This window comes from Candidatus Glassbacteria bacterium (assembly GCA_019456185.1).
Lineage (GTDB): Bacteria > Gemmatimonadota > Glassbacteria > GWA2-58-10 > GWA2-58-10 > JAJRTS01.
Window position 1 is genome coordinate 1 of the sequence record VRUH01000003.1, and the last position, 20,351, is coordinate 20,351.

A 20,351-nucleotide genomic window follows, 5' to 3' on the forward strand; every position below is an offset into this window, starting at 1 on the left:
GTTGGTGTTCGATATCGTCGATGCATGGAAGTACTTTACAAGCCGGAAAAGCACCTAACAACAGCTTCAAAAAGGACGCGTAAAAAAGCGCGCGCCTTTTAAGCTGGCCGTTAGGCCTCAGGATAAGAATGAAAAAAACAGCGATATTCTCGGCCCTCACGTTTCTTCTCAGCTGGCCGGTCGCCTTTTGTGGCTTCGGCAGCGGGATGAAATCATATTCGGCACCTTGGTTAGCCATGGCTATCTACTTCATGTTCACACCCCTAATCTCTGCAAGCATCACCCAGAAGCTAATATTTCGGCAAAACGTGATGAGGCCCCTGCGCGTCTCTTTTTTGCTCAACCGATGGTTCCTTGTTGCGTTGCTTCTGCCTGACGTTCTTGCCCTCGGATCTACTGCCGCGAGTCTTCTTTTCCCCGGTGTTTCCTTGACGGTTGATCCGACTGAAGCAAGTATCTTCGAGTTTCTCGGCAACAGCCTCCCCAAGGACCAGTTGGCAACACTTAGCCGATCTGTCACCGAGTTACCCATGCATCCTTTTCTCTTGGTATTACTTGGTGGCACGATTGCCGGTCTCACAATCAACGGGATAGCTGGTTTTGGAGAGGAACTCGGGTGGCGCGGACTTCTTCTTCGCGAATTAGCCGGACTAGGATTCTGGCGAGCATCTTTCACTATTGGGCTCATTTGGGGCTTGTGGCATCTTCCTTTCATTCTTCACGGTTATAACTACCCAGGCTATCCCATTGCAGGTGTTTTCATGATGATCGTGTGGACAGTTCTGTTCAGCCCCCTAATCGCTTACGTCTCCATCCGATCGAACTCGGTAATACCTGCTGCAATAATGCATGGCGCACTGAACGGAACGGCCATGGCACCCGCCATCGTGCTCAAGGGTGGTGATGCTCTACAGGTAGGTGTCATGGGATTCGCGGGAATGCTTGTTCTCTTTTGTTTTAACGTTGCGCTTCTCGTTCTATGCAAACCGACAGAATGGCACAACAAATGGATGGAGCGGACGCTTGACAGCGCCGCTCATCCATGACGTTAGGCCGCCGTATATACCAACGAATCATAGGGAGGTCCGTATGGTTCGAGCCATGTTCGCATTTTTTGTTTGCGCAGTGATCGCTCAGGGCTGCGCTCCGGCTTCACCGGACGTTATGAGTGAGCAGGAGAAGGCTGCTGTCGCTGAATCAGTTGGGAAGAGGGTCGAATGGTATGTTGCTGCGATAAGGACTCTTGATCTCGATCGGATGCTTCAGTTCTGGGCAGACACCGATGGATTCGTTTTCGCCGGGGACGGATCGCTGACGATCGGCTACGATGCATACGCGGCCCAGTTGCGCGATGCCATCGGTTCCACGGCTCAGGTCAACAGCATAGAGATTAGGGACCCTCAAGTCTATGTACTAAGTCGAGATGCGGCCGCCTACAGTATGGAGTTTGAGTGGAGTATGACGAGCGTAGCTGGCGATACCACGAGGTCTCGCGGAGCTTGGACTTACGTCTTCAAGCGGTTGGACGGTAAATGGAAGGTTGTGCATTCTGCTGGTAAGCATCTTTACTACTGAGACATGTATGCACCCAGGCATGGCAGCCTAACCAGCGGTTCCACCTGTCCGCCTTGAACTCGCCTCCCAGTAAGCTGATCCAGTTTTAGCGAAATGCTTCAAGCCGCCACCGCCTGAATCAGCTCTATAATCTTCTTCGGCATCTCACGCAGAAAAGTTTGAAAAATAGTATCGTTGGATCCAACAGAAAAAATCAGAAATAATCTTAACTGAGGCCAAAGAGGATCATTTTCATTCATTGTTGAGTATAACTTAAATGATGTCACTCACCAGGATTTTTTAAAATGATTGTCGTATATACAAATAAAGAACTCGAACAAGCACGGCGAAACAAGGAAGAAAAGATCATCGTGGAGGGGAACAGTGCTCGAAGCCTGCTTTTCCGGCGCATGTTCCAGAATATAATCGGAGTCATTTTGATTGGTGTCTCACTTTTCGCCCTTCCCGTAAAAGGCGTATTGACCAAGTCCGATGGCGTGTATTCCGGACCGGCACCAGGTTTCCGTTATCCCCTATCCAGCGGAAGTCCGCCCACTTTAATGGAAATAGTCCTGCTGGCGATTGTCTTTTTTGCGGGAGTTCTGATTATCTGGAAACCGTGGTCAGTCTATGAGACATCCAGATTGGGTGAGCAACCTTTGAAAGTAATTCTCCTCCGTAAAAAATAGTGCTCGATTACGATAGGCGGGCTAAAGTTGTCCAATAATTAAGAGAGCGTTTATCCTGATGGCTGTGGTCTGATTACCTGAGTGAAGGCTGAGCCGCAACATCGGCAATCAGTTCGATCTTGCCCACTCTACCATGTGTCAGTACCATGGTATCATTGGGGGAAAGGGATACAGTTAGCAAAAGCTGTCAGCTGTGTGTTACCTGTCAAAATCCGCGGTGGCGCCTCCAGATGATAAGCACGAGGATTCCCAGGATACCCGTTGGCGGAGTGGGAAGAAGAGACAGAAACGAGAATGTCAAAAGCACTGTGTTCGTGTCACGGACCAGCATTTGAAGGATCGCGCGCACTAGATAAACATAGTAAATAATCGCAAGCACCAGGATCACGATGCCGATTATTACGCACACGTAAGGATTGAAACAGCCGGAACAGATAGGACACATATCGCACCTCCGAATCGAGAAGAGATAAGGGCAGGAAGTTAAGCAAGTGGCTTACCCACAGCAAGAAAAGTAATCCATTGGCAGAGCCTGCGTCAATGCAGGCCTTCATTTTTTATTCAGCGCGGAGAGATGATCTCCTTCCCCGATAACGGTACTGGAAACGGCGGCTGGAAAGTGCAGCACCTGGTTAAAGGATATTTTGGTCTATAAGAGAAGTCAATCCTTTCTTTTTTTGTTCAGTTGAAAGGGTTTGATTGAAAATGAATTTTTCGAGCCAGGCTTCATCTCTTTCATGCTTGGGTTGGGTTTCGACTCTTTCAAGAAGTTGGCCGCAGGCGTCAGGTGAACCAATACTGGTTGGAAGATATCTCAACCCAATTTATCTTTTCAAGCCATTCCCGCCCCCAACACTATCCCCAACATTTTTAGCTGATTTCTGAGGAAATAAAGGACAAAAGGGGTGTGCAGGGGGAAGAGGACCGTGTGTAATATGAGCTACAGGGCCTTTATATTGGCACTTGTATGCAGCGATTTTTACAGTCCATAGCTCTTAAAGAGTATTGATTTAAACGTAATATAATCCGGAATAAGCGAGCTGCCCTGCAACCGCGATAAAAACTTGACTTGGGGAAATAAATGTGCTACCTTGGGTCGCGTAGCAGGGGAAGCTTGCTTTCTCTGCTTTTTTTTGGCCGTTGCTTCTGTTCGAAAAAACAGGCGGCCTGCATATTTTCATTATTGCTGTAGGAGTGTTCCAAGATGGCAAGCGGTAAAGTCAAGTGGTTCAATGAATCCAAGGGATTCGGTTTTATTGAGCAGGAAGATGGACCGGACGTGTTCGTCCATTATTCCACCATCAACGCAGAAGGATTCAAAACTCTTTACGAAAATCAGGAAGTGGAATTTGATATCGTAGAGGGGCCCAAGGGCCTTCAGTCTGCAAATGTTACGCCCGTCCAGGGTTGACAATAGCCTGAATTTTTGATTCGGCCCCCGGAGGTTCATATCTCCGGGGGTTTTTTGTTGGGGCTGTCAACGGGTATTTATCCAAATATTCACCATCTTAAAAGTTAAAACCGCTAAAGACCGCTTTCCTTTTCGATTCTGAGCGATCTCTTTCGTCCTTTTGATCTTGGATCGAGAGATTCCCTTCGTTTCTACAAAAAAATTATCCGTTCTCATCGTGAGTATCAATGATTTGCCGGGCCTGAGCAGAAAAAAAGAGACTCTTCTCCCTCGGTTCATTCCAGAGAGCCACATTTTTCGGCCGGTTTGGAAAGCCACTTTCAATCTTGATATGGTGAATGCGGGTGTAGCACACCTCCCATTCTACAGCATATCTACCAGACTTTTCACCCCATTGCCACCACGATTTGCCTTGTTAGTTTCAAATTATGACTCTGCCATGCTTACTTTCACTGCCCTTAGGCCTTTAGGCCCTTCCTCCACTTCGAACTCTACACTGTTGCCATTTTCTAAAGCGTCAAAATCCATTCCTTCCAAAGAGGATCGATGAAAGAAAACCTCCTGCCCATCTTCTGCCTCGATGAAGCCAAAACCCTTGCCTCGGATAATGCTGCTTATCTTACCTTTCAAATCTTCACCTCCTTGAGTTTGAAAAACGCCTGGAATGATTTGACTTATTACCTTGCTAGCGAAAAAGAATCAATGTCCGCCGTCGCTCTCTTCGCGGCCGGCCTGTCCGATATGCCGAAATGCGAGTCTTTAAAATAACGTTATCATTCTTGGCGAGCAGAGTCAACTCTCGTGAACGGTTCTAATGTTTTACGAGAAAAGCACGAGTGGGAAGTGCCGACAAAATTGAGGCTGACCTGCCCCCCGGAAATAGGTCCAGGTATAATGTTAGGATTTGGGGTTGATTTTGAGTCAGGTACCCGGTATCGCTGGGGTGTCAGGTGAAATTGGGTGGGATAGTAGATTGTAGGTGGTGCCGAATTTGCAGTTTCAATTTTGAAATGGGGAATATTGGATTGATCTGTTGCTGAAGACAAATAGCACTGGAAAGCGAAAGCTTGCTCATATTATAATAATGGTAGAGACTTCTACCGCAAAGTAGAGAATATGAACAAGCCCCCTGTTTTTATTTAAACCTAGGTTTGGAATTTTGACGAACTCAAGTCAAAGTGATGGCAATGAACATACAGAGCATCTAAAACCTTCACAAGTAAATGATGTTTATTGGCTTTTTGCCAAGCGCGAAACCGGTACTTACCCACAGCATACCGAGTTTGGCGGTAAGTGGCTGATTTTTGTTTCGATCGATCAAATTGACGAAGTGTGGGAAAAGATCAAGAACGCTACAATATCGGGAGTTTTAGGCGGACAATCTAAAGTAGCAACAGATAAACCTAATCCTAATGCAAGAGATTCTAAGCAAAAAGTAATTTGTGTTTACACTTACGACTGGAAGGATACAAATGATGTAATGCGAGTTCGTAATTCGTTGCGTGAAATCGGAATTTCTTGGAAAATTCCTTATAAGGCGGACAAAGAAACCCGTTCAGGCGTTTATGCGAACCGCAAGCATACACGCATTTCAAAGTATTACGAATAAGAATGCTCCTTAATCATTGTTATAAAGCTCCAAATATCAATCGCAATTAATTCAAAATTAGAAATGTCAGTTATAAATATTTCAGATTAGTGTTGGAAGGGAAATTGGATTAGGAAGTGTCGAAGAATAAGGAGTAAAACGACACCCTATGGGCACCCTGTCAAAATCAAAGCCTTAACCCGTTATAGGTTAAGGCTTTATTTGTTTATGGCGGAGAGGGAGGGATTCGAACCCTCGGATGCTTGCACATCACCCGATTTCCAATCCGAACCTTCAACTTTTCGTTTGACAATTATTCTCATTTTAATTATTGTGAACCAGCTTGGCTTTCAACACAGTACTGAACTAAAGGAGATTATCAGATGACATCCGTAAAATTCATTCTCAGAAGTGTTCTTAGCGCATTGGCACTTGCAGCCATGGTGGCTTTTTTTCAGCTGGCTCCGGCTGCGGAAAACAGCGCGGAGCAGCAGAAGGGTGAAGTCCGTATTTACGAGGTATTCGGTATGGGCTGCCCTGCCTGCCAGGGAGGTCTCGCCAAGCTGGTCAAAAAGGTGGAGGGTGTCAGCGAGGCGGAAGTTAACTGGAAGGAGCAGCGGTTAAAAGTGACATTCGCAGAAGGGGCTTCGGTAGATGACGAACTAATTTTCGAGGCGATCCGCAAAGCGAATTTCACGCCCGGCAAGCGTTTAGACGTGGAAGAAAGTGACGGGAAGAGTTGATGAGAATTTTTTATCTGTTAGTGTTCCTTATTTCTCTGGCCGCTCCACGACTTAACGCGGCCGGGATCAGCGTGGACAGCGGCCTCACTCCACCGCTGGACCGCTGGATAGTCCGCAGCCAGGTACGGCTTACCGGACGGGAGCCAATCACAGCCGGTGCGGCGGAAATGGATGCCACGGTGGTTCCGCTGGTGGTAGCCTACGGCCTTCGCTCGGGCGTGACAGTGATGCTGCGCCAGGCGGTGATGAGTCGCGAAATGGGTGCAATGAGTGAAACCGGCCTGGGGGACACGTTCCTGATGGCCAAATTCAAGGCGCTGAGGATCAATACCCGTTCTTACGTGTTCGGTATAGCCCCCACCCTGGGTCTGGAGTTGCCCACCGGAGAGACAGGTCTCTCCTCGGACACCTGGGACCTCCGGCCCGGGTTGTTTTTTACATTCCGCCACGGGCTTTGGGACGAGGATCTGGTACTGGCATATACTTGGAACGGTATGGCCGGAGAAAGCGCGGGTGGCGTGGACCCGGGCGATGAACTGGCGATCAATTTCGCAATCGCCCGTCAGTTCGGCCTCAACAACGACTTTTCAATCACGCTGGCACCGTTGCTGGAGCTTTCGTATCTAGATGTATCCCATGCGGAGCTTGGCGGCAACCCGGTGGGTGACACCGGAGAAAGCGTAATCTACCTTTCCCCCGGAGTCAAGCTGACCATCAATTCGCTGGTGCTCGAAGCGCTGTGGCAGAACCCGTCCTGGCAGCACCAGAACGGCAGCCTGGCCGAGCGCAGGAGCACGGTGCTGGTGGGCGCCAGGGTGATGTTCTGATTTGGTTTTTAATTTTGCAGAACAAAAGAGCCGCCCGGATCAGCATGATCCGGGCGGCTCTTTTGAATTAACATGGCGGAGAGGGAGGGATTCGAACCCTCGGATGCTTGCACATCACACGATTTCCAATCGTGTCCCCTGCCATATTACGGCATTGATTTACAATGAGTTATGAACTCTTTTTATCCTGCTTGGTCACTCGTTGGTCGGTGGTAAAATATTCCGCAGTCTTTTCCTCCCATGTTTTGAGCTGATCGAGTGTATGGTGACGATACCTTTTAAGCACCCTGGCGCTCTTCAAATTCAACTTTCTCATTATCACGTCGTCGGGCGCCCCGGCCATCTTCATCCAGGTTGCACAAGTCGCTCTCAAATCGTGCCAGTGAAAATCTGCCGGGAAGTCTTTCTCCTGCTCTGCAAACTTATCCCGAAGCTCCTGCCAGTAGTTTTTCATAAACCGGCTAAACTGCCCGCCGTGCATATCCGTAAATACAAAGCTGCTGTGCAGTGGTTTAGGCAGTGCGTTTAATGTCCCGGCCACCTGATCAGAGATTGGGATTGCAATAGGCTCGTTGTTTTTCGATTCCGTTCCGGGTATGTAGATCAGGCCGTTCTTCATATCCACATGACGGCCCCACTCCAACCGAAACAGGTTGCCTTTGCGAAGTCCCGTCTGTATCGAAAGCGTGATTGCCGCCTTCATGTTGACTTTGGTTACTGCCGGCCACTCCGTTTCCTCCACCAATTTCATCAGCTTGCCGTATTGTTCGGGAGTCAGGTAGTAGATCCGCTCGTTGTTCTCTTCGTACTGTTCGATATTACCCTTGATCGGATGAGCCGCGATTTCCTTCCAGCGGACCGCCCGGGTGAAGATAGAGCTCATTCGAGATACCAGCCGGTTAACGGTCGATGGTTTTAATCCCTGGTCCAGTAACCTGGTTCGCCAGCCCTCGATCTCCTTTGTGCCGATCCGCTGAAGAAGCTTATCCCCGAACTCCGGTATTATATGCCCGTCCAGCTCGTAGCGGACGTTCCTGGCACTATCTTTCACCTTGTACCACGACCAGTAGCTATCCTCGATAAAATCCTTCAGCTTCGTCCTTTTCCCCTGCATCAGGCCATATTCACCTGATACCGCCTGACCTTCTACCTTTCTGAGTACCGCTCTCGCCTCAGCCATAGACGCATTCTTAATTGCCTTGCGAAGTCTCTTCCCCTCTACCCAACAATCGACTATCGGGTTGCTGGCAGAGAACTCCTTCTCCCCGCACCTTTGACATACTTTCGGCTGTTTGCGCTGGTACTGCTTCCGGCACTGACCGTTGGTGCATTGGTAGATACGATACACCGTTCCCATCATGCCTCCAGGGGATGAAGAGTGAACTCGTTAATCAGTTCATCGAGTACGTCTTCTCGCATCATCGGCCTCATACCGGGGATTTTCACCCTTGCCGGTTTGAGTACGCCACTGGAAACGAGATTGCGAAACGTACCTTTGTTCTCTATCCCCAACTTGGCCATAGCCTGTTCGTATGTCAATAAATCAGCCATTTATTTTACTCTCAACTCCGCAAGCCTGATGTACTTTTCTTCTGTCGTATGACCATCCCACACTGCATTGTTGTCTGTGTCCAAGTGATTGAACAACTGCAATTCGCTATCGTGGATATGCCATGACAATTGACCGTTAGGAGCGTTAATAAATACGATCCAACGCCAATCGTCTTCCCAATCGAGGTCCGAGTCGGGATGTTTGCCGAGATAGGAAGGTAAGAATTTGCTCAGAGCAGCTACCAGCTTATTACGCTCGGAGTAAGCCGAATTCTTAGCGCAGACTGCTTCGTCCCGCTCCTGCTCTGCCGATTCAACCCGGCTTTTCATGGCTCCATAGTTCCGGTCACTGAACGGAAGCCCCTGTAGTTCTTTTACCCGTTGCTCAAGCTTTGCGATGCGACAACACGGGCAGTAATACTTATATTGCACTTCCTGCCCATCGGCATCCACAACACCCATGCCGGGAAACGCATCAGTAAATAAAGGCGTGTCGTGTACTTCGCATAGTTGTTCGGCCATCGTCAGCCTCCCCGTATATTGAGCTTCAGTTGTTCTCTGTATTTCGCCAGCCGCCGCTCCGCTAACTCGATATATTCAGGGTTCAACTCGATCCCGATCCACTTGCGGTCAAGCTGCTCACAGACCAGTGCGGTTGTGCCGGCGCCCATGAACGGATCGAGTACCACACACCGCGCTGTCGGCCAGGCATCCTTGCCCGGTCTTTTTCGAACTCGCCTCCACCAGTCGCCGGAACGTTCCCGCTGATATCGCTTCCGAGTGCTTTTCGCCATAGCAAATTCATTTTTGTATTTCTTGTCGTAATGTCCACAGGTGGGACGAAAACCGATGGTTCTCGAAGCGTTAGAACCTTTCTCTATCACTCTCTCCCAGGGCACCCCGCACTCCGGGCAGGCTCCGTGTTCGCTGGTTCCCGCCTGTATGCACGGCCGGATCAAATCGGGCGGAAACGTGGCAAAATGGGCCTGTTTGTACCCCTTCGTGTTCACGATAAAAGCCAGCGGCTCCCCATCTTCCTGATAAAGCCCCCGCCAGCTCTCGAAAAACCAGTCAGAATTACGGCGGTTACGCATTTCTACTACTTCCTTCACAGCCCCGGAAAACGATTCATTCTGTTTTGGTTTCGGGTATCTGCCGCTATTCTTATTGTGTCTGCCCTCGCCAACCGAATTGTCCCAACCCGCCACCGGTCCACTCGCTTGGGCTTTAGGATTTACCCCATGGCCCCGAGAGTGTGAGTTCTGACTTGCCGGCATCTTTATCGCCTCGAAATCGTAATAATACTTGGCGCTCTTGGTGAGCAGGAAAACATCGTCAATCGCCGTTGTCGGCCTGTCCTTTGCGCTCTCTGGCATACAATTCATTTTCAGCCAGGGTATCCTCGAGCGCAGCCACCAGCCGTCCGCCTGCAGCGCAAAAGCCACCCGCCAGGGTATGCCACACAGGTCTTTGTGCTTGAGCCCTGCTGGTGGGGTAAATCTACCAGGTGGCAATTTACCGTTGAAGCCACCAAACAACTTCCCTCTCCGATGGCCATCCTTGCCGCCGGTCGCATACGAATCTCCCATATTCAACCAGAACGTGCCGTCCTTTTGCAGCACCCGCCGGATCTCGCGGCAGATCATCACGATATGCTCCACATACAGCTCTATCGTTGGCTCCAGCCCCAGGCACCCGCGCCAAGCTCCGCATTTCTGGCAGAATCCCGGTTGGCGGCCGTTCCTTTTTCTTCCTGCTTTTTTATCGCGCCGGAATGATACCCCTGATCCCTGTCCGCCGGGTGCCCGCGTTTCTTCCCACAAGTGCCGGCAATCCGGGTCGCCGCCCCACACCAACGGCGAGATACCATAATCCCGTAGCCCCCAATACGGCGGGCTGGTCACGCACATCTGCACAGATTCCGCCGGCAGCCCGGCCAGAGCCTCCAGCGCACTCCCCTGAATCATCGTATTTTCGGGTATCTTGATCATCATTCCCTCAGACGATATTTGGGAGTTTATCGGCAACGAAACCGGCAGCCCCTTTGTGACCGCCGCCGCCGTAGCGTTTGCAGATTTCGCCGCAGTGGACATCCTTGTGGGTCGAATAAAGACTGACCACCCACTTATGATCCGAGCGGCAATAGAAGGCGATCATCAGCTTGTAGTTGGCCGGATCGTACTTGCTCTCGAAAACTTGGCTGTTCGCCTTTGCACGGTTGACCACCAGTGCGGGCAGTCCCTCGAACGATCCCTCAAACGCGCACAGGTCTACCAGTTCCGAGTTCTGCTGGCCCTGATATTGGAGGATGGTTTCACCCCTGCCGATGGTTTCCTTGATGAATCTTACTCCTTGCGGCCCAAATTGCAGCGGCCCCGATACCCACCGGTCAAAATTCCTGGCCGGATCCCAATCATCGATCCGCATCCCCCACTGGAACGGCAGAACATCGGAGTTGCCCTCGAAATCCCAAACGTCGTAACTGCCGAGTAGGCGCACCGCTAAAGGTGCCAACGTGCCGAACAGGTATTGCCAGCACAATTCACAGGCCGCCTTGCCGACTTGTTGAATGCCGGGGATTTTCAGGTTCTTGGCCCGGACCGCCTCGATTATCGGCTCATGGTGATCTATCCAGACCAGATTGCAGCACCCAGATAGAAACTCCATATCACCGATACCAAGTGAGACATCGACCATGAAAACATCGTGGCCACCTTCGGGCTGAGGGGTCTTATCGGCCAGATACCGCGGATACGGGAAGACCTGCCCATAATCGAACGGTATCAATTCGACATCGGGAATGGCCCTTTTCACTATGGCCGCACTGCATTTCCCGTCCAGATCACCGCTGTGATAGTAGCATTGCGTAGGCATCAAGCCCTCCCGTAGAATTGTTCCACAAACTCATCATCCGTGAGGCCGTCCGGTCCCGGTTTGATCTCCAGCATTTCACCCTTTTCCGCTCCGTCCGGGCAAAAAGCCCTTGTATGCTCGGACCGTATCGATTCAATCTTCACCCAGGGCGGCAGAGGCCCGAAAACATCCTCGGCTGTTAACCGGCCCCGGGATTCCCACTTCCCGGCCACTGTCTCTGTTGTCTTTGGCATCTGCGCCGTTTCCCCACACCCCGCCGGTCCCGGCCACTCCCCGGTGACACACGTTTTCCACCAGTTGTGGATCGGATAGACCAAGTCACACCACCAGGCGCTCTTGGTATCCGCGCTGAACGCCGCTGCCGACCCGATGGCCGGCAGGGTGCAAAGCGATCCGAGAAATGTCCTGCGGTCTATGTTCATGCCGTCCTGCTCCTTCCCCTGGCCCGCCGCGATCCGCCGCGGAGCGGGTAAAGTAATTCACTTATTGTTCGTTCTCTGGCCTCGACCTTTTTCTGCAACTGTCCAATCAATTCGTAGTTTTGAATCACCATCGGCAAAGGCATTTCCTGTTTACCCACTATTTTCCCATCGCTATATCCCAACTTATAGGCGCCCAGCAGTAACAGGATTCCGATAGCAGCACATCCGATCCATATCCAAATCATTTCCATTCCTCCGGAGGATCAATTGTCATTGTCTCGCCGCAGCATTCAGGCCAGCCCTTGCTCAAGCACCTGGCTGAATCAACTTTCAGCTTGCGGTCGCATCGCTTACACCACACCTGGCCACGGCTCAACTTCGGGTGGCTAACGGCCATCTTGCCGTACATGCTCATTTCTACCGTTCCTTCCTGAGATTCCCGCAGGGTACTACAACAGACTTCCCGCTATCCAGTAAAACACCGTGATTTCGAGGCTTTCCCCGGCTTGATACCGTCACCGCTCCCGTCTGGCCGTGGTGGATAGCTACCCCATGCCATTTCTCGGCGTACCAGAGCTGTACCCGCTGGCCGACCTTTGGAGCACAAAGCATTATTACCCCTGAGAAGAATGCTCTGCCTGGCGCTCGTCTGGAGTCGCGGCCTCGCCAATAACCTCCACGAAGGCGAACTCTCTCAGCTTGTCCGGTGGCGCCTTTTTCCCATCGCCGGCCCGACTTTCCTGCTGCATGTTCCAAACATCACATACCGCTTTGCCGAAAGACTCAGCATCCCCGGTAAAGAGGATCGGGCCAGGTGCATCTTTGCCCTCGGGGAAGTCGAAGGTCTGAACGACCTGGCCCGGCTTTATATCATACCGCCGTTGTACGGTGGCCGCTTTATTGTCGGTACCGACAGGCTTCCAGAGAACGTTAAACATGACGGACCCGGCCTCTTCAACGGCTTTCTCTTCTGGCACCTCACCCGGAGATTCGTCGGTATCGCCCGACTGCTTGGAGTCGTGAGGTGCGGTTTCCGCTCCCTCGATCGGTCCCTCTTCGGGCTGGCTTTCTTCCGGGGCGTCTGCCGGATTCAGCATATCCACCCGGACAAAGGTTTTCAGCTCCGACTCACGATAGGCCAAGAGCGTTTTTTCCGCGGCCAGTTTTTCATGCTGGTTCCAGAGATCCACCACGGCCTTGCCGAATTTATTTACCGCTTTTTCCTCGTTCCAGGTGGAGAGCGGCCAGAATACCAGCTCGTTTTCAGGTAAATCGCCCTCGGGCAGTGTCAACGGGCTGATGCGATCCCCCGGCATGAGTGCATACTTACTCTGGATAACGGCCTTTTTGTCCCCCTTGGCCCCTTTCGGTTTCCAGATAACATTGAACATCACAGCGACCGGTAATATCCCCTCCTCGGGATCTGGACTACCCGTTACCGGCCCTTCCTCCGGTTCGGTTTCTTCCGGTTTTTCGGTGGCCGGTTCGTCTAAATTCTCCCCGCCCTGGATACCCTCGATGGAACTCTCAAACAGCTTCATCTGCTGTTCTTCCGCGGTCATAGACCGGTTCTCGACAACCTCCCCGGTATCCCTACGGGTGATAAACACCATCCCCTTGTCGTAGTCGAGGGTGATCTCGCATTCAAGCTCCTTCGTTTCGTACCCGTTGCGGATTATCGATGCACAGGACGTTATCACGGCCTCCGCTGCTTTTATCTTCGCCTTGAAGCTGTCCTTGATCCCTGACAGCTCCCGGTCCAGAATTTGAAGAGTCTGCTCTGCCTCCGCGAATCGATCCCCAAGCTGCAGGCGATCATCGTAGTTGATAAAATACTTGCACTGCCGGGTTGTCGGCTTGGTTACAACCTTGTCAACTACCTGCGTGTTATCCTGTTGCTCTGTGCTCTCCATGATCCGGTTCTCCTTCTTGCTTCTGGTGAAAGGGGATTTACATCTGCTCAGCCACTGGAATCCCCCTCGGTGAGCCTGCGCTCTATCTGGTCAAGGGTATCGATAGGTCCGAGAGTTCGTTTCATCGGCAAAAACTGGCCTTGCAACTTCTGGCATTTACCGCCTATCTTTTCCAGATAGACCTTCATTTCGGCGGCTTCCCGCTCCGCTGTTTCCATCCGGCTTTTCATCGCATTGTAATTCCGATCAGAGAACTTCAGCCCCGAAAGCTCTTTTATTCTCTGCTCGAGCTGCCGGACCTTCTTACAGAGCTGGCGCACCCTACCCCTGGACTTTGCCAATTTTTCCCACTCGGTCAGCCCGGCGCCACAGAAATACGGTACGCTTACCATAACCCCTCCTATTTCACTTCCAGCGCCAGGAGAGCGCGGAGGCCATGCTCCAGCCGCTCTAATCTTTTATCCAGTGCGGTAACTTCGTGTGAGAGGGTTTTTATCTCGCTGTCCCACAAGTCGGCGCTTTTAGCACTGTTGGCAAGTATCTGCAGGGGAACCTTTAAGCTCCGAAAAACCTCTCTCAAGGCCTCCATTCCATCACAGCAGGTCTCTTTTTTCGCAGGCCTGCGGGTTACTGGTTGGGGGTGCTGGCGGATACCACTCGGAGAGGTTTCGGAACTGGCCGGCTGCTTGGCTTCCTGCTCCTGCAGCAGTTCTTCGGCAATTACCTCTCTGCGTTTCGGCCCCGGCTTTACCGCCGGCTCTACCGCCGCGGCCGGCCGCTCTTCTCCCTTCTCCGCAGCCGCAATGCGGTCGTGCCGCTCTTGCCTTCCCCACGGCGTCTTGCTTTCTTTTTGGTCTTCCTCTTTCTCGGGAAGCTCATACTTCTTTGCCAGCTCCGGATCGAGGGCGATCAGCTTGATCGCAGTATCATACTTCGGGGTTCCCCGACCATACTCCCATATTCCCACGGCACCGAGGCTCACGCCCAATCTTTCCGCAAAAACAGCTTGCGAGATCTTACGCTTTTTCCGGAGAGCGGTTACATAACCCTGGTAATTGAGTCTTGGCGGTTTAGGATTCTTCTGTCTCACAAGCCTCTCCTTTCCCTCCTGGACGTTTTGAGTCTACGAATGATAGCAGTGCCTTGAGATATAGCATCCGCCACATCCTGCGGTAGTTCTTGCATTCTGGTGAGGATGCAGGCCTGACGCTGTGATGCTCTTTTTACCGCCTCTCTTCCTGCCGTGACGGGTATCCCCAAGCTGCTCTGCCACCGTTTTGGGTTCGCAAGCTCGCGCCGCCCCCCCAGGTTGAGGTTTTTGGTGATCGCCCAAAGCATTTCAATCGCCCCCCGCTTTGCGGCCTGCTTGATCACGGTGTTTGGGTTCTGTTTTTTCTTCCCTCCTTTTCTGGTGTCAACGTGCAAATACTGATCCTCGATTATTAAAAAGTCCGAGCAGTTCATCGGCCCGATAAGCTCCTTGATCCATCCTGCTTTTTTTGTATTGATTACGCCACAGTCCAGCGGCCTTTCAGTGACAACGTCTATGCGGGCCCACCCGATAGAAACACCGGGATCAATCGACAGGACGATATCACCGAGGAAATCAGATGGGGAGTTCAACGTTATCCCCCTCCGCGTCTTCCCGCTCGAGCCGCGCCTGCTTTCTCCGCTCGTAGTCGGACGGCTCCCCATTCCTTTCGATAGAAAGAAACCGGGCCGTAGTGATCCACTGGCCGGCGGGATCATCGGGATCGGTGGGGAAGAACCCTGTTATCTTGTCTGTCTTCGGATCCCGCTCGAGAATTACGAAGTACCAGGACGGCGCCTTCCTCTTCATTCCCTCCGGTATTGCAATCCCCTCGGTTTCCATGAAGTCTTTTATTGCTGACTCTCTAATCTTTCCCGAGAAGATGAACATCATCAGATCTCCGCTCCAATCATCGGGGTTTAACAGAACGGGCTTATCCACGCTCCACCCCTTTCTTCTCGGCCAGATCGTTTACCAGTTTACGAACTCCCTTTTCGGCTGGCGCATCCCCCGGATACCTCTCTTTGATTTCCCCGTCCTCTATGCGGCGGGTATAATACCTTTCTCCACAGTCAGGGTTCGGGCATTCCTCATTGTCGCTGTGCATGATGTATTCTGTCCCGCAGAACTTACAGTCAACGTTCCTCGGGTAATTGCCTGGCTTTCTCGGCTTTTTCTTTACTGCTGTGTTTACTCCTGTTGCCAAGAGGTTTTGCCTTCTCTCGATCGATCGCTTCATCCAGGTTGTTATCCTGCCCTTGAACGTTCTAACCATTACTGATCGTTTTTCTGGCCGGTCATGCCTGAAATACTGTTCCATTTCACGAAAGCACTGTCTCACATCCAGGATCGGGTATAATTTCCGGTATCGATCGATCATGCTCTCCCGTATTTCAAACTCGGTATTATCAGCTAAAGGAATTTTCAGAAAAACAGGATCGTCAGATGCGTTGGCGAGATCGAGTTCGAGATCGTCAACTACGTCCCCGGGGGACGTATCCTCTTTTGTTTTTGAAGTAGAAGAAGAAGTAGAAGATGAAGAAGGGGGTGTTATTTCGGTGTTACTATCGGTGTTACATTTCTTAACCTTAGATATATCAAAGCCTTTCCAGAACACCATCCCGGCTTTTTGTAACGTCCGATCTCCCTTTTTCATATTGCAACGCTTACAACAGGCGACGAGATTATTATGATTCTCGTCCCCACCTTTCGCTTTCGGCTTGATATGGTCAACGGTGTCGGCCCGCCGACCACAATAAGCGCACATATATTCATCTCTTTCCAATATTACAGCCCTTGTCGCTATCCATCTGTCGGATCGCCCGCCGCCCTTTTCGCGGAATCGGCGCTGTCTTTCCCGGTTATCCATCTGGGCGGCAAAATCTCTAAACATCCGGCGCGACATTATTGTTATTTTACCATCAGCCGACAGGTCTCCCGTTATCTCTCCGATTTCCTCGTCCCTTATATATGTCAATATCTCTCTCGTTTTATCTGGGGTTTCCCCCAAAACCTTACCCCATTGCTTGAGCGTTCGCGTAAGCTCTCCACAGGTCGGCGACCACCACAATTTGCAAATAATCATTATCCAAGCCCCCCCTACATCGAGGGGGTGCTCTTCTAAGTCCCTGGTCCAATCGTTTGGATAGAATTGGAACGCTGGCGCCTTCCCCATTTATCACTTTCCGCTGGTTATCGTTTTATATTACCGGGGGGACCAGGTGCATCCCCCCGGCCTTGCGCTAACCCTCGACTGAATCTGAAGCGACTGTTATTATTTCATAGACCTCCCTCGTTGAGCTTGTCTGGACTTCCGGGAGTGCGGTTCCCCGCCAAGAGTAACGCAACTCCCGCTATTTAGGATCTACATACTCACAGGTTCGTTTAAGACCGATCGCGTAATAATACGGCCCCGGGCCGTAAGTACATTCTGGCCGGCCAGACACTTCCCTGATGTTCATGTATTTGCACTTGGCACAGGTGAATTCCCCCTTTTCGGCCAGGCGGTAGCTTTTTTTATCCGATCCGTCCGGCATTTCTCTTCGGTCCTTTCAGGGCTTTGAAGAAAGCCGTAAATAAATTTCACGGCAGAGTTTTACATCAAACAAAGCATCGTGTAAATCGCCTTCCGAAAATTCGATCCCCAGGTATTCAGCCACCGTCGCCAGCTTGAAATTCGGCATCTTGTGGCGTTCAGGCTCCAAGTGGTGGGCGGCCAGCACCATTACATCAATCGGCGGATTAAAGAACCATGAGCCGAAATAGTTGTCATTCAATTTTTTGAACCACTGGCGGATAAAGTCGGCATCGAAGCTGGCATTGTAGGCCAAAAAACTCAGTTTGTCGCTACGGTCGAATTTGTTTACATATTTCTCCAGGATGGAACAAAAGGTAGCATAGGCCCCTTCTGCTGGCGGGAAAGCCTGAATCTGCTCCATTGTCAAGCCGTTCACTTCGAGCGCTTGGGCTGAACAAGAATCTCCGTCGATAGGCGCGGCTCGTAGATTGAATTCCTCTTCAACCTTGCCGTTTATTTCCACGATGCCTGCTATCTGCAAAACGGCGTGTTTTTTATTGTCCAGCCCCGATGTTTCGCAGTCGCAGAAAAGCCGCTTTAATTTAGACATTTCTCTTCGGTCCTTTCTTGCTTGTGGTCATAAATCTCGATGGCCGGTTTAGCCCACCCCATTCATTCATCAGCGGACAGGTGACATACAGCCCTTCTCGCGGCCTCGTAGCGGCTACATAGAAGAGCCGCCGTTCCTCTTGTTCGTCACCCTTCATTGCGGGAAAGTCTTCGTCAGTGCAGCCCATGACGATCACCACAGGAAATTCGAGGCCTTTGGCCGCGTGAACCGTCATTAACCGGACAGTATCGCCGGTTTCCTCTTCCGATAGTTCATCCTCGATCTCCCGGAAAGCATGCCACTCGAGGAAAGATTGCAGCGTCCAGGGGATAAGGCTGTAATCAAGAATCTCTGCAAACTTGGCAACCAGGCCAGCCTTTGTTGTTCGCTTACTCTCGGAGTAGTGGCCTTTTATATCGCAATGGCGTGTAAAGATTTTGAAAACAACCGAAGCCGGATAATCGCCAACTTTGCTATTACAAGCATAAGCACAGCCACGCCGAACAGGATTGTCTTCTGGTAAGAAGGTAAACATCGGCTGACCGGCCTTATTTGCCATCCATTCCAGCCGCTTGAGGTCAGGAACCTCGATATTCAGGGTCCGGAGTATCGAATAGAGAGTGCGGTTATCGAAGGGATTATTGATCAGGCGGAGGGCCAGGGCGCACACCCGGACCGGTTCGCTTTTCCAGAAGTCCAGCTTCGAGCCGATCCTGACGAAAGGAACATCCTCATCGTACCGGCTATCCTTTAACCACTGTGCAAAGTTTTTAAGCTGGCCGTTCTTCCTTGCCATTACAGCTATATCCGCATATCTGTAGTCGTGGTGGTCTACAAGCTCCTTGATCGTTTCAACGATATAGATTCCTTCATGGAGCAGGTCGGCAAACGCCCCGGTGTGGACATGGACCTTTCGGGGACTCTTCCGGGTGGGGATAAGGGGCTCACCGTAAAGAGCAGACGAGACAATATTGTTGGCGAAGTAGACTATCCCCGGCAGGCTCCGGTAGTTCTTCACCAGGTCGAACCGGGTAGCAATATCGGCATACTTCATCAACAGGTCCGGACGTGCCCCGCGCCATCCATAGATCGATTGCCGGTAATCTCCGACAACAAAGAGCTTATCTGGACTCAGTATTTGCAGGAAATCCCACTGAACAATATCCGTATCCTGGTATTCATCGACAAACACCAGCCGCCAGAGCCGGCGATAATGTAGGATCACTTCGGGAAATTCGATCATCAATTTAAGGGCGGTATCCAGCAGCCCTTGATAGTCCAGGGCGTTATACCTGCGAAGGATATTTTTGTACTGGTGAAGAATGTGCAGAACTTCTAATCGCTTGGGATGGGCCGGGGTTTTCCTCTCGGCCTCATGCTGCATAACTTCCAGAACAAGGCCAACGGACACCTTCTCCCCGAAATCTTTTATTATCGATTCTATAACGTCCCGTTGGTCCACCTGGTCGTAGATGGAGAGGTTTGGCTTGTAACCGAGCCGGTCCCCCCAATCCTTGACGACCTGCAGGGCGATCGCGTGAAACGTCCCGATCCGCATCTTGCCAGCTTTGGCCGGAGTAAGCATCTTGCCGAGGCGATCTCGCATTTCCCCCGCGGCCTTTCGGGTAAACGTCAGGGCAAGCATGGTGTTCGGGGATTCGCCGCTCTCTACAAGCCGCTGTATCCGGTTTGTCAGAACGTGCGTCTTCCCGGTCCCGGCGCCGGCCACGGTTAGAATCCTGTCAGAATCGGAATTAACAGCCGCTAACTGTTCCTTATTAAGGTTCATCGCTTCGTCCTTCTGGCCCGGCGGCGGAGGGTTCTACGCCACTTCATTTCACGCCGGCGGCGCTCTTCCAGGCTAATTCTCGGTCCGTTGTTACAGTAGATCATGCAGGTTGGCAATGGATTGAATCTCCTTGAATTAACGAGGGAGCGGGGCGGACTGGCAGTCCTGTCTGCCGCCCGGAGAGATTGGGCTGCCCGCCCCGCTCTACCTCTATTTCAAAAGTTCGCGGTTCTTTGCTACTCGCGCCTGGTATTCTGGAAAACGTGCCTCCGGGCGGAGGTAATTATCCAACGCTCCCTTGAGCTGGCAGAGTAGATTGGTAGTTTTTCCCAGGGCGTCCAAAAGGCTTTCCTCACTCGGTACGACCTTCTGCCCGTCCAGCAGGGCGGCTCCTTTCGCGGCTAACCGGACCTCGTTTATGATTGTTGCAAGCTCCTTCGCAGTTTTCATCGGGGCCTCGAATGCGTCAAGGGCCATGCCCTCTATCTCCCGCAACAGGGCACGGAGTAGGTCGCGCTCGGATTTGACCTCTTCTATTCGATCGAGAATGGCCGAATCTACGAGATTGTAACCTTGCTCAAACTTCTTTTTCCACTCATCCCGCTCCTTCTCAGCGGCCTCCACCCGGCTTTTCATGGCCCCGTAATTCCGATCAGAAAACTTCAGCCCTGAAAGTTCCTCGATTCTTGCCTCAAGCTTCACGATGCGACAGTGAGGACAGAACCACTTCTCCTGTGTTTCTTCCTTTGCCGTGGGATCGCCCATACTTGGAAACACTTCACAAAACAGGGGCGTATCGTGTACCTCGCACAGTTGTTCAGCCATAACCCAC

Annotated in this window: 24 protein-coding genes; 7 read left to right on the top strand and 17 right to left on the bottom strand. The window is 51.4% G+C overall.

Annotated elements, in window-relative coordinates:
• The first annotated feature begins 251 nt into the window (after positions 1–251).
• The 4 genes from FVQ81_01840 to FVQ81_01855 all read left to right on the top strand — a co-directional run bounded on the left by FVQ81_01840 (position 252) and on the right by FVQ81_01855 (position 3,654).
• On the top strand, positions 252–1,046 hold the full coding sequence (locus tag FVQ81_01840) for a CPBP family intramembrane metalloprotease (GenBank protein ID MBW7995315.1): 795 nt from the start codon (positions 252–254) through the stop codon (positions 1,044–1,046).
• Positions 1,047–1,089: 43 nt separating this feature from the next.
• Complete coding sequence (locus tag FVQ81_01845) at positions 1,090–1,575, top strand: nuclear transport factor 2 family protein (protein ID MBW7995316.1); 486 nt, start codon at positions 1,090–1,092, stop codon at positions 1,573–1,575.
• A gap of 284 nt (positions 1,576–1,859) precedes the next feature.
• On the top strand, positions 1,860–2,243 hold the full coding sequence (locus FVQ81_01850) for a hypothetical protein (protein ID MBW7995317.1): 384 nt from the start codon (positions 1,860–1,862) through the stop codon (positions 2,241–2,243).
• Between the two features lie 1,204 nt (positions 2,244–3,447).
• On the top strand, positions 3,448–3,654 hold the full coding sequence (locus FVQ81_01855; GenBank protein ID MBW7995318.1) for a cold-shock protein: 207 nt from the start codon (positions 3,448–3,450) through the stop codon (positions 3,652–3,654).
• 426 nt (positions 3,655–4,080) lie between these two features.
• On the opposite strand, the gene FVQ81_01860 is transcribed toward FVQ81_01855, so the two are convergent.
• Entirely contained in the window at positions 4,081–4,284 is a 204-nt protein-coding gene (locus FVQ81_01860) for a cold shock domain-containing protein (protein MBW7995319.1), read from the bottom strand.
• 499 nt (positions 4,285–4,783) lie between these two features.
• Between FVQ81_01860 and FVQ81_01865 the strand changes: the two genes are divergently transcribed.
• The 3 genes from FVQ81_01865 to FVQ81_01875 all read left to right on the top strand — a co-directional run bounded on the left by FVQ81_01865 (position 4,784) and on the right by FVQ81_01875 (position 6,812).
• Positions 4,784–5,263, top strand: coding sequence for a DUF1917 domain-containing protein (locus FVQ81_01865; protein ID MBW7995320.1), 480 nt, complete (start codon positions 4,784–4,786; stop codon positions 5,261–5,263).
• Positions 5,264–5,625: 362 nt separating this feature from the next.
• Positions 5,626–5,985 carry a heavy-metal-associated domain-containing protein gene (locus FVQ81_01870; GenBank protein ID MBW7995321.1) on the top strand — a complete coding sequence of 120 codons (360 nt, stop codon included), beginning with the start codon at positions 5,626–5,628 and terminating at the stop codon, positions 5,983–5,985.
• Positions 5,985–6,812, top strand: coding sequence for a transporter (locus FVQ81_01875; GenBank protein MBW7995322.1), 828 nt, complete (start codon positions 5,985–5,987; stop codon positions 6,810–6,812). The genes FVQ81_01870 and FVQ81_01875 overlap by 1 nt, the downstream gene beginning before the upstream one ends.
• A 169-nt stretch (positions 6,813–6,981) precedes the next feature.
• Here the strand turns inward: FVQ81_01875 and FVQ81_01880 are convergent, their stop codons facing one another.
• From FVQ81_01880 to FVQ81_01955, 16 genes are all read right to left on the bottom strand, one after another.
• A complete protein-coding gene (locus FVQ81_01880; GenBank protein MBW7995323.1) occupies positions 6,982–8,172 on the bottom strand; it encodes a site-specific integrase in 1,191 nt (396 codons plus the stop codon).
• Positions 8,169–8,363, bottom strand: a complete 195-nt coding sequence (locus FVQ81_01885) for a helix-turn-helix domain-containing protein (GenBank protein MBW7995324.1) — start codon at positions 8,361–8,363, stop codon at positions 8,169–8,171. The genes FVQ81_01880 and FVQ81_01885 overlap by 4 nt, the downstream gene beginning before the upstream one ends.
• Positions 8,364–8,885, bottom strand: coding sequence for a hypothetical protein (locus FVQ81_01890; GenBank protein ID MBW7995325.1), 522 nt, complete (start codon positions 8,883–8,885; stop codon positions 8,364–8,366).
• 2 nt (positions 8,886–8,887) lie between these two features.
• Entirely contained in the window at positions 8,888–10,456 is a 1,569-nt protein-coding gene (locus FVQ81_01895) for a site-specific DNA-methyltransferase (protein MBW7995326.1), read from the bottom strand.
• Complete coding sequence (locus tag FVQ81_01900) at positions 10,362–11,237, bottom strand: hypothetical protein (GenBank protein MBW7995327.1); 876 nt, start codon at positions 11,235–11,237, stop codon at positions 10,362–10,364. Before FVQ81_01900 ends, FVQ81_01895 begins: the two co-directional genes overlap by 95 nt.
• Positions 11,237–11,659, bottom strand: coding sequence for a hypothetical protein (locus tag FVQ81_01905; protein MBW7995328.1), 423 nt, complete (start codon positions 11,657–11,659; stop codon positions 11,237–11,239). Before FVQ81_01905 ends, FVQ81_01900 begins: the two co-directional genes overlap by 1 nt.
• A complete protein-coding gene (locus FVQ81_01910) occupies positions 11,656–11,910 on the bottom strand; it encodes a hypothetical protein (protein ID MBW7995329.1) in 255 nt (84 codons plus the stop codon). Before FVQ81_01910 ends, FVQ81_01905 begins: the two co-directional genes overlap by 4 nt.
• Before the next feature lie 363 nt (positions 11,911–12,273).
• A complete protein-coding gene (locus tag FVQ81_01915) occupies positions 12,274–13,572 on the bottom strand; it encodes a hypothetical protein (GenBank protein ID MBW7995330.1) in 1,299 nt (432 codons plus the stop codon).
• A 47-nt stretch (positions 13,573–13,619) separates the two neighbouring features.
• Positions 13,620–13,964 carry a hypothetical protein gene (locus tag FVQ81_01920; GenBank protein MBW7995331.1) on the bottom strand — a complete coding sequence of 115 codons (345 nt, stop codon included), beginning with the start codon at positions 13,962–13,964 and terminating at the stop codon, positions 13,620–13,622.
• Positions 13,965–13,972: 8 nt separating this feature from the next.
• Positions 13,973–14,662: a helix-turn-helix transcriptional regulator gene (locus FVQ81_01925; protein MBW7995332.1), complete on the bottom strand. Its 690-nt coding sequence runs from the start codon at positions 14,660–14,662 to the stop codon at positions 13,973–13,975.
• Entirely contained in the window at positions 14,659–15,195 is a 537-nt protein-coding gene (locus FVQ81_01930; GenBank protein MBW7995333.1) for a crossover junction endodeoxyribonuclease RuvC, read from the bottom strand. The genes FVQ81_01925 and FVQ81_01930 overlap by 4 nt, the downstream gene beginning before the upstream one ends.
• Positions 15,179–15,544: a hypothetical protein gene (locus FVQ81_01935; GenBank protein MBW7995334.1), complete on the bottom strand. Its 366-nt coding sequence runs from the start codon at positions 15,542–15,544 to the stop codon at positions 15,179–15,181. Before FVQ81_01935 ends, FVQ81_01930 begins: the two co-directional genes overlap by 17 nt.
• Positions 15,537–16,508, bottom strand: a complete 972-nt coding sequence (locus FVQ81_01940) for an HNH endonuclease (protein MBW7995335.1) — start codon at positions 16,506–16,508, stop codon at positions 15,537–15,539. Before FVQ81_01940 ends, FVQ81_01935 begins: the two co-directional genes overlap by 8 nt.
• Before the next feature lie 646 nt (positions 16,509–17,154).
• The gene (locus tag FVQ81_01945; protein MBW7995336.1) at positions 17,155–17,730 is read right to left on the bottom strand and encodes a 3'-5' exonuclease; all 576 of its coding nucleotides are present in this window, start codon (positions 17,728–17,730) and stop codon (positions 17,155–17,157) included.
• A complete protein-coding gene (locus FVQ81_01950; GenBank protein ID MBW7995337.1) occupies positions 17,723–19,519 on the bottom strand; it encodes an ATP-dependent helicase in 1,797 nt (598 codons plus the stop codon). The genes FVQ81_01945 and FVQ81_01950 overlap by 8 nt, the downstream gene beginning before the upstream one ends.
• Positions 19,520–19,729: 210 nt before the next feature.
• Positions 19,730–20,344 (bottom strand): hypothetical protein, encoded by a 615-nt coding sequence (locus FVQ81_01955; GenBank protein ID MBW7995338.1) that lies wholly within the window; start codon positions 20,342–20,344, stop codon positions 19,730–19,732.
• Positions 20,345–20,351 lie beyond the last annotated feature (7 nt).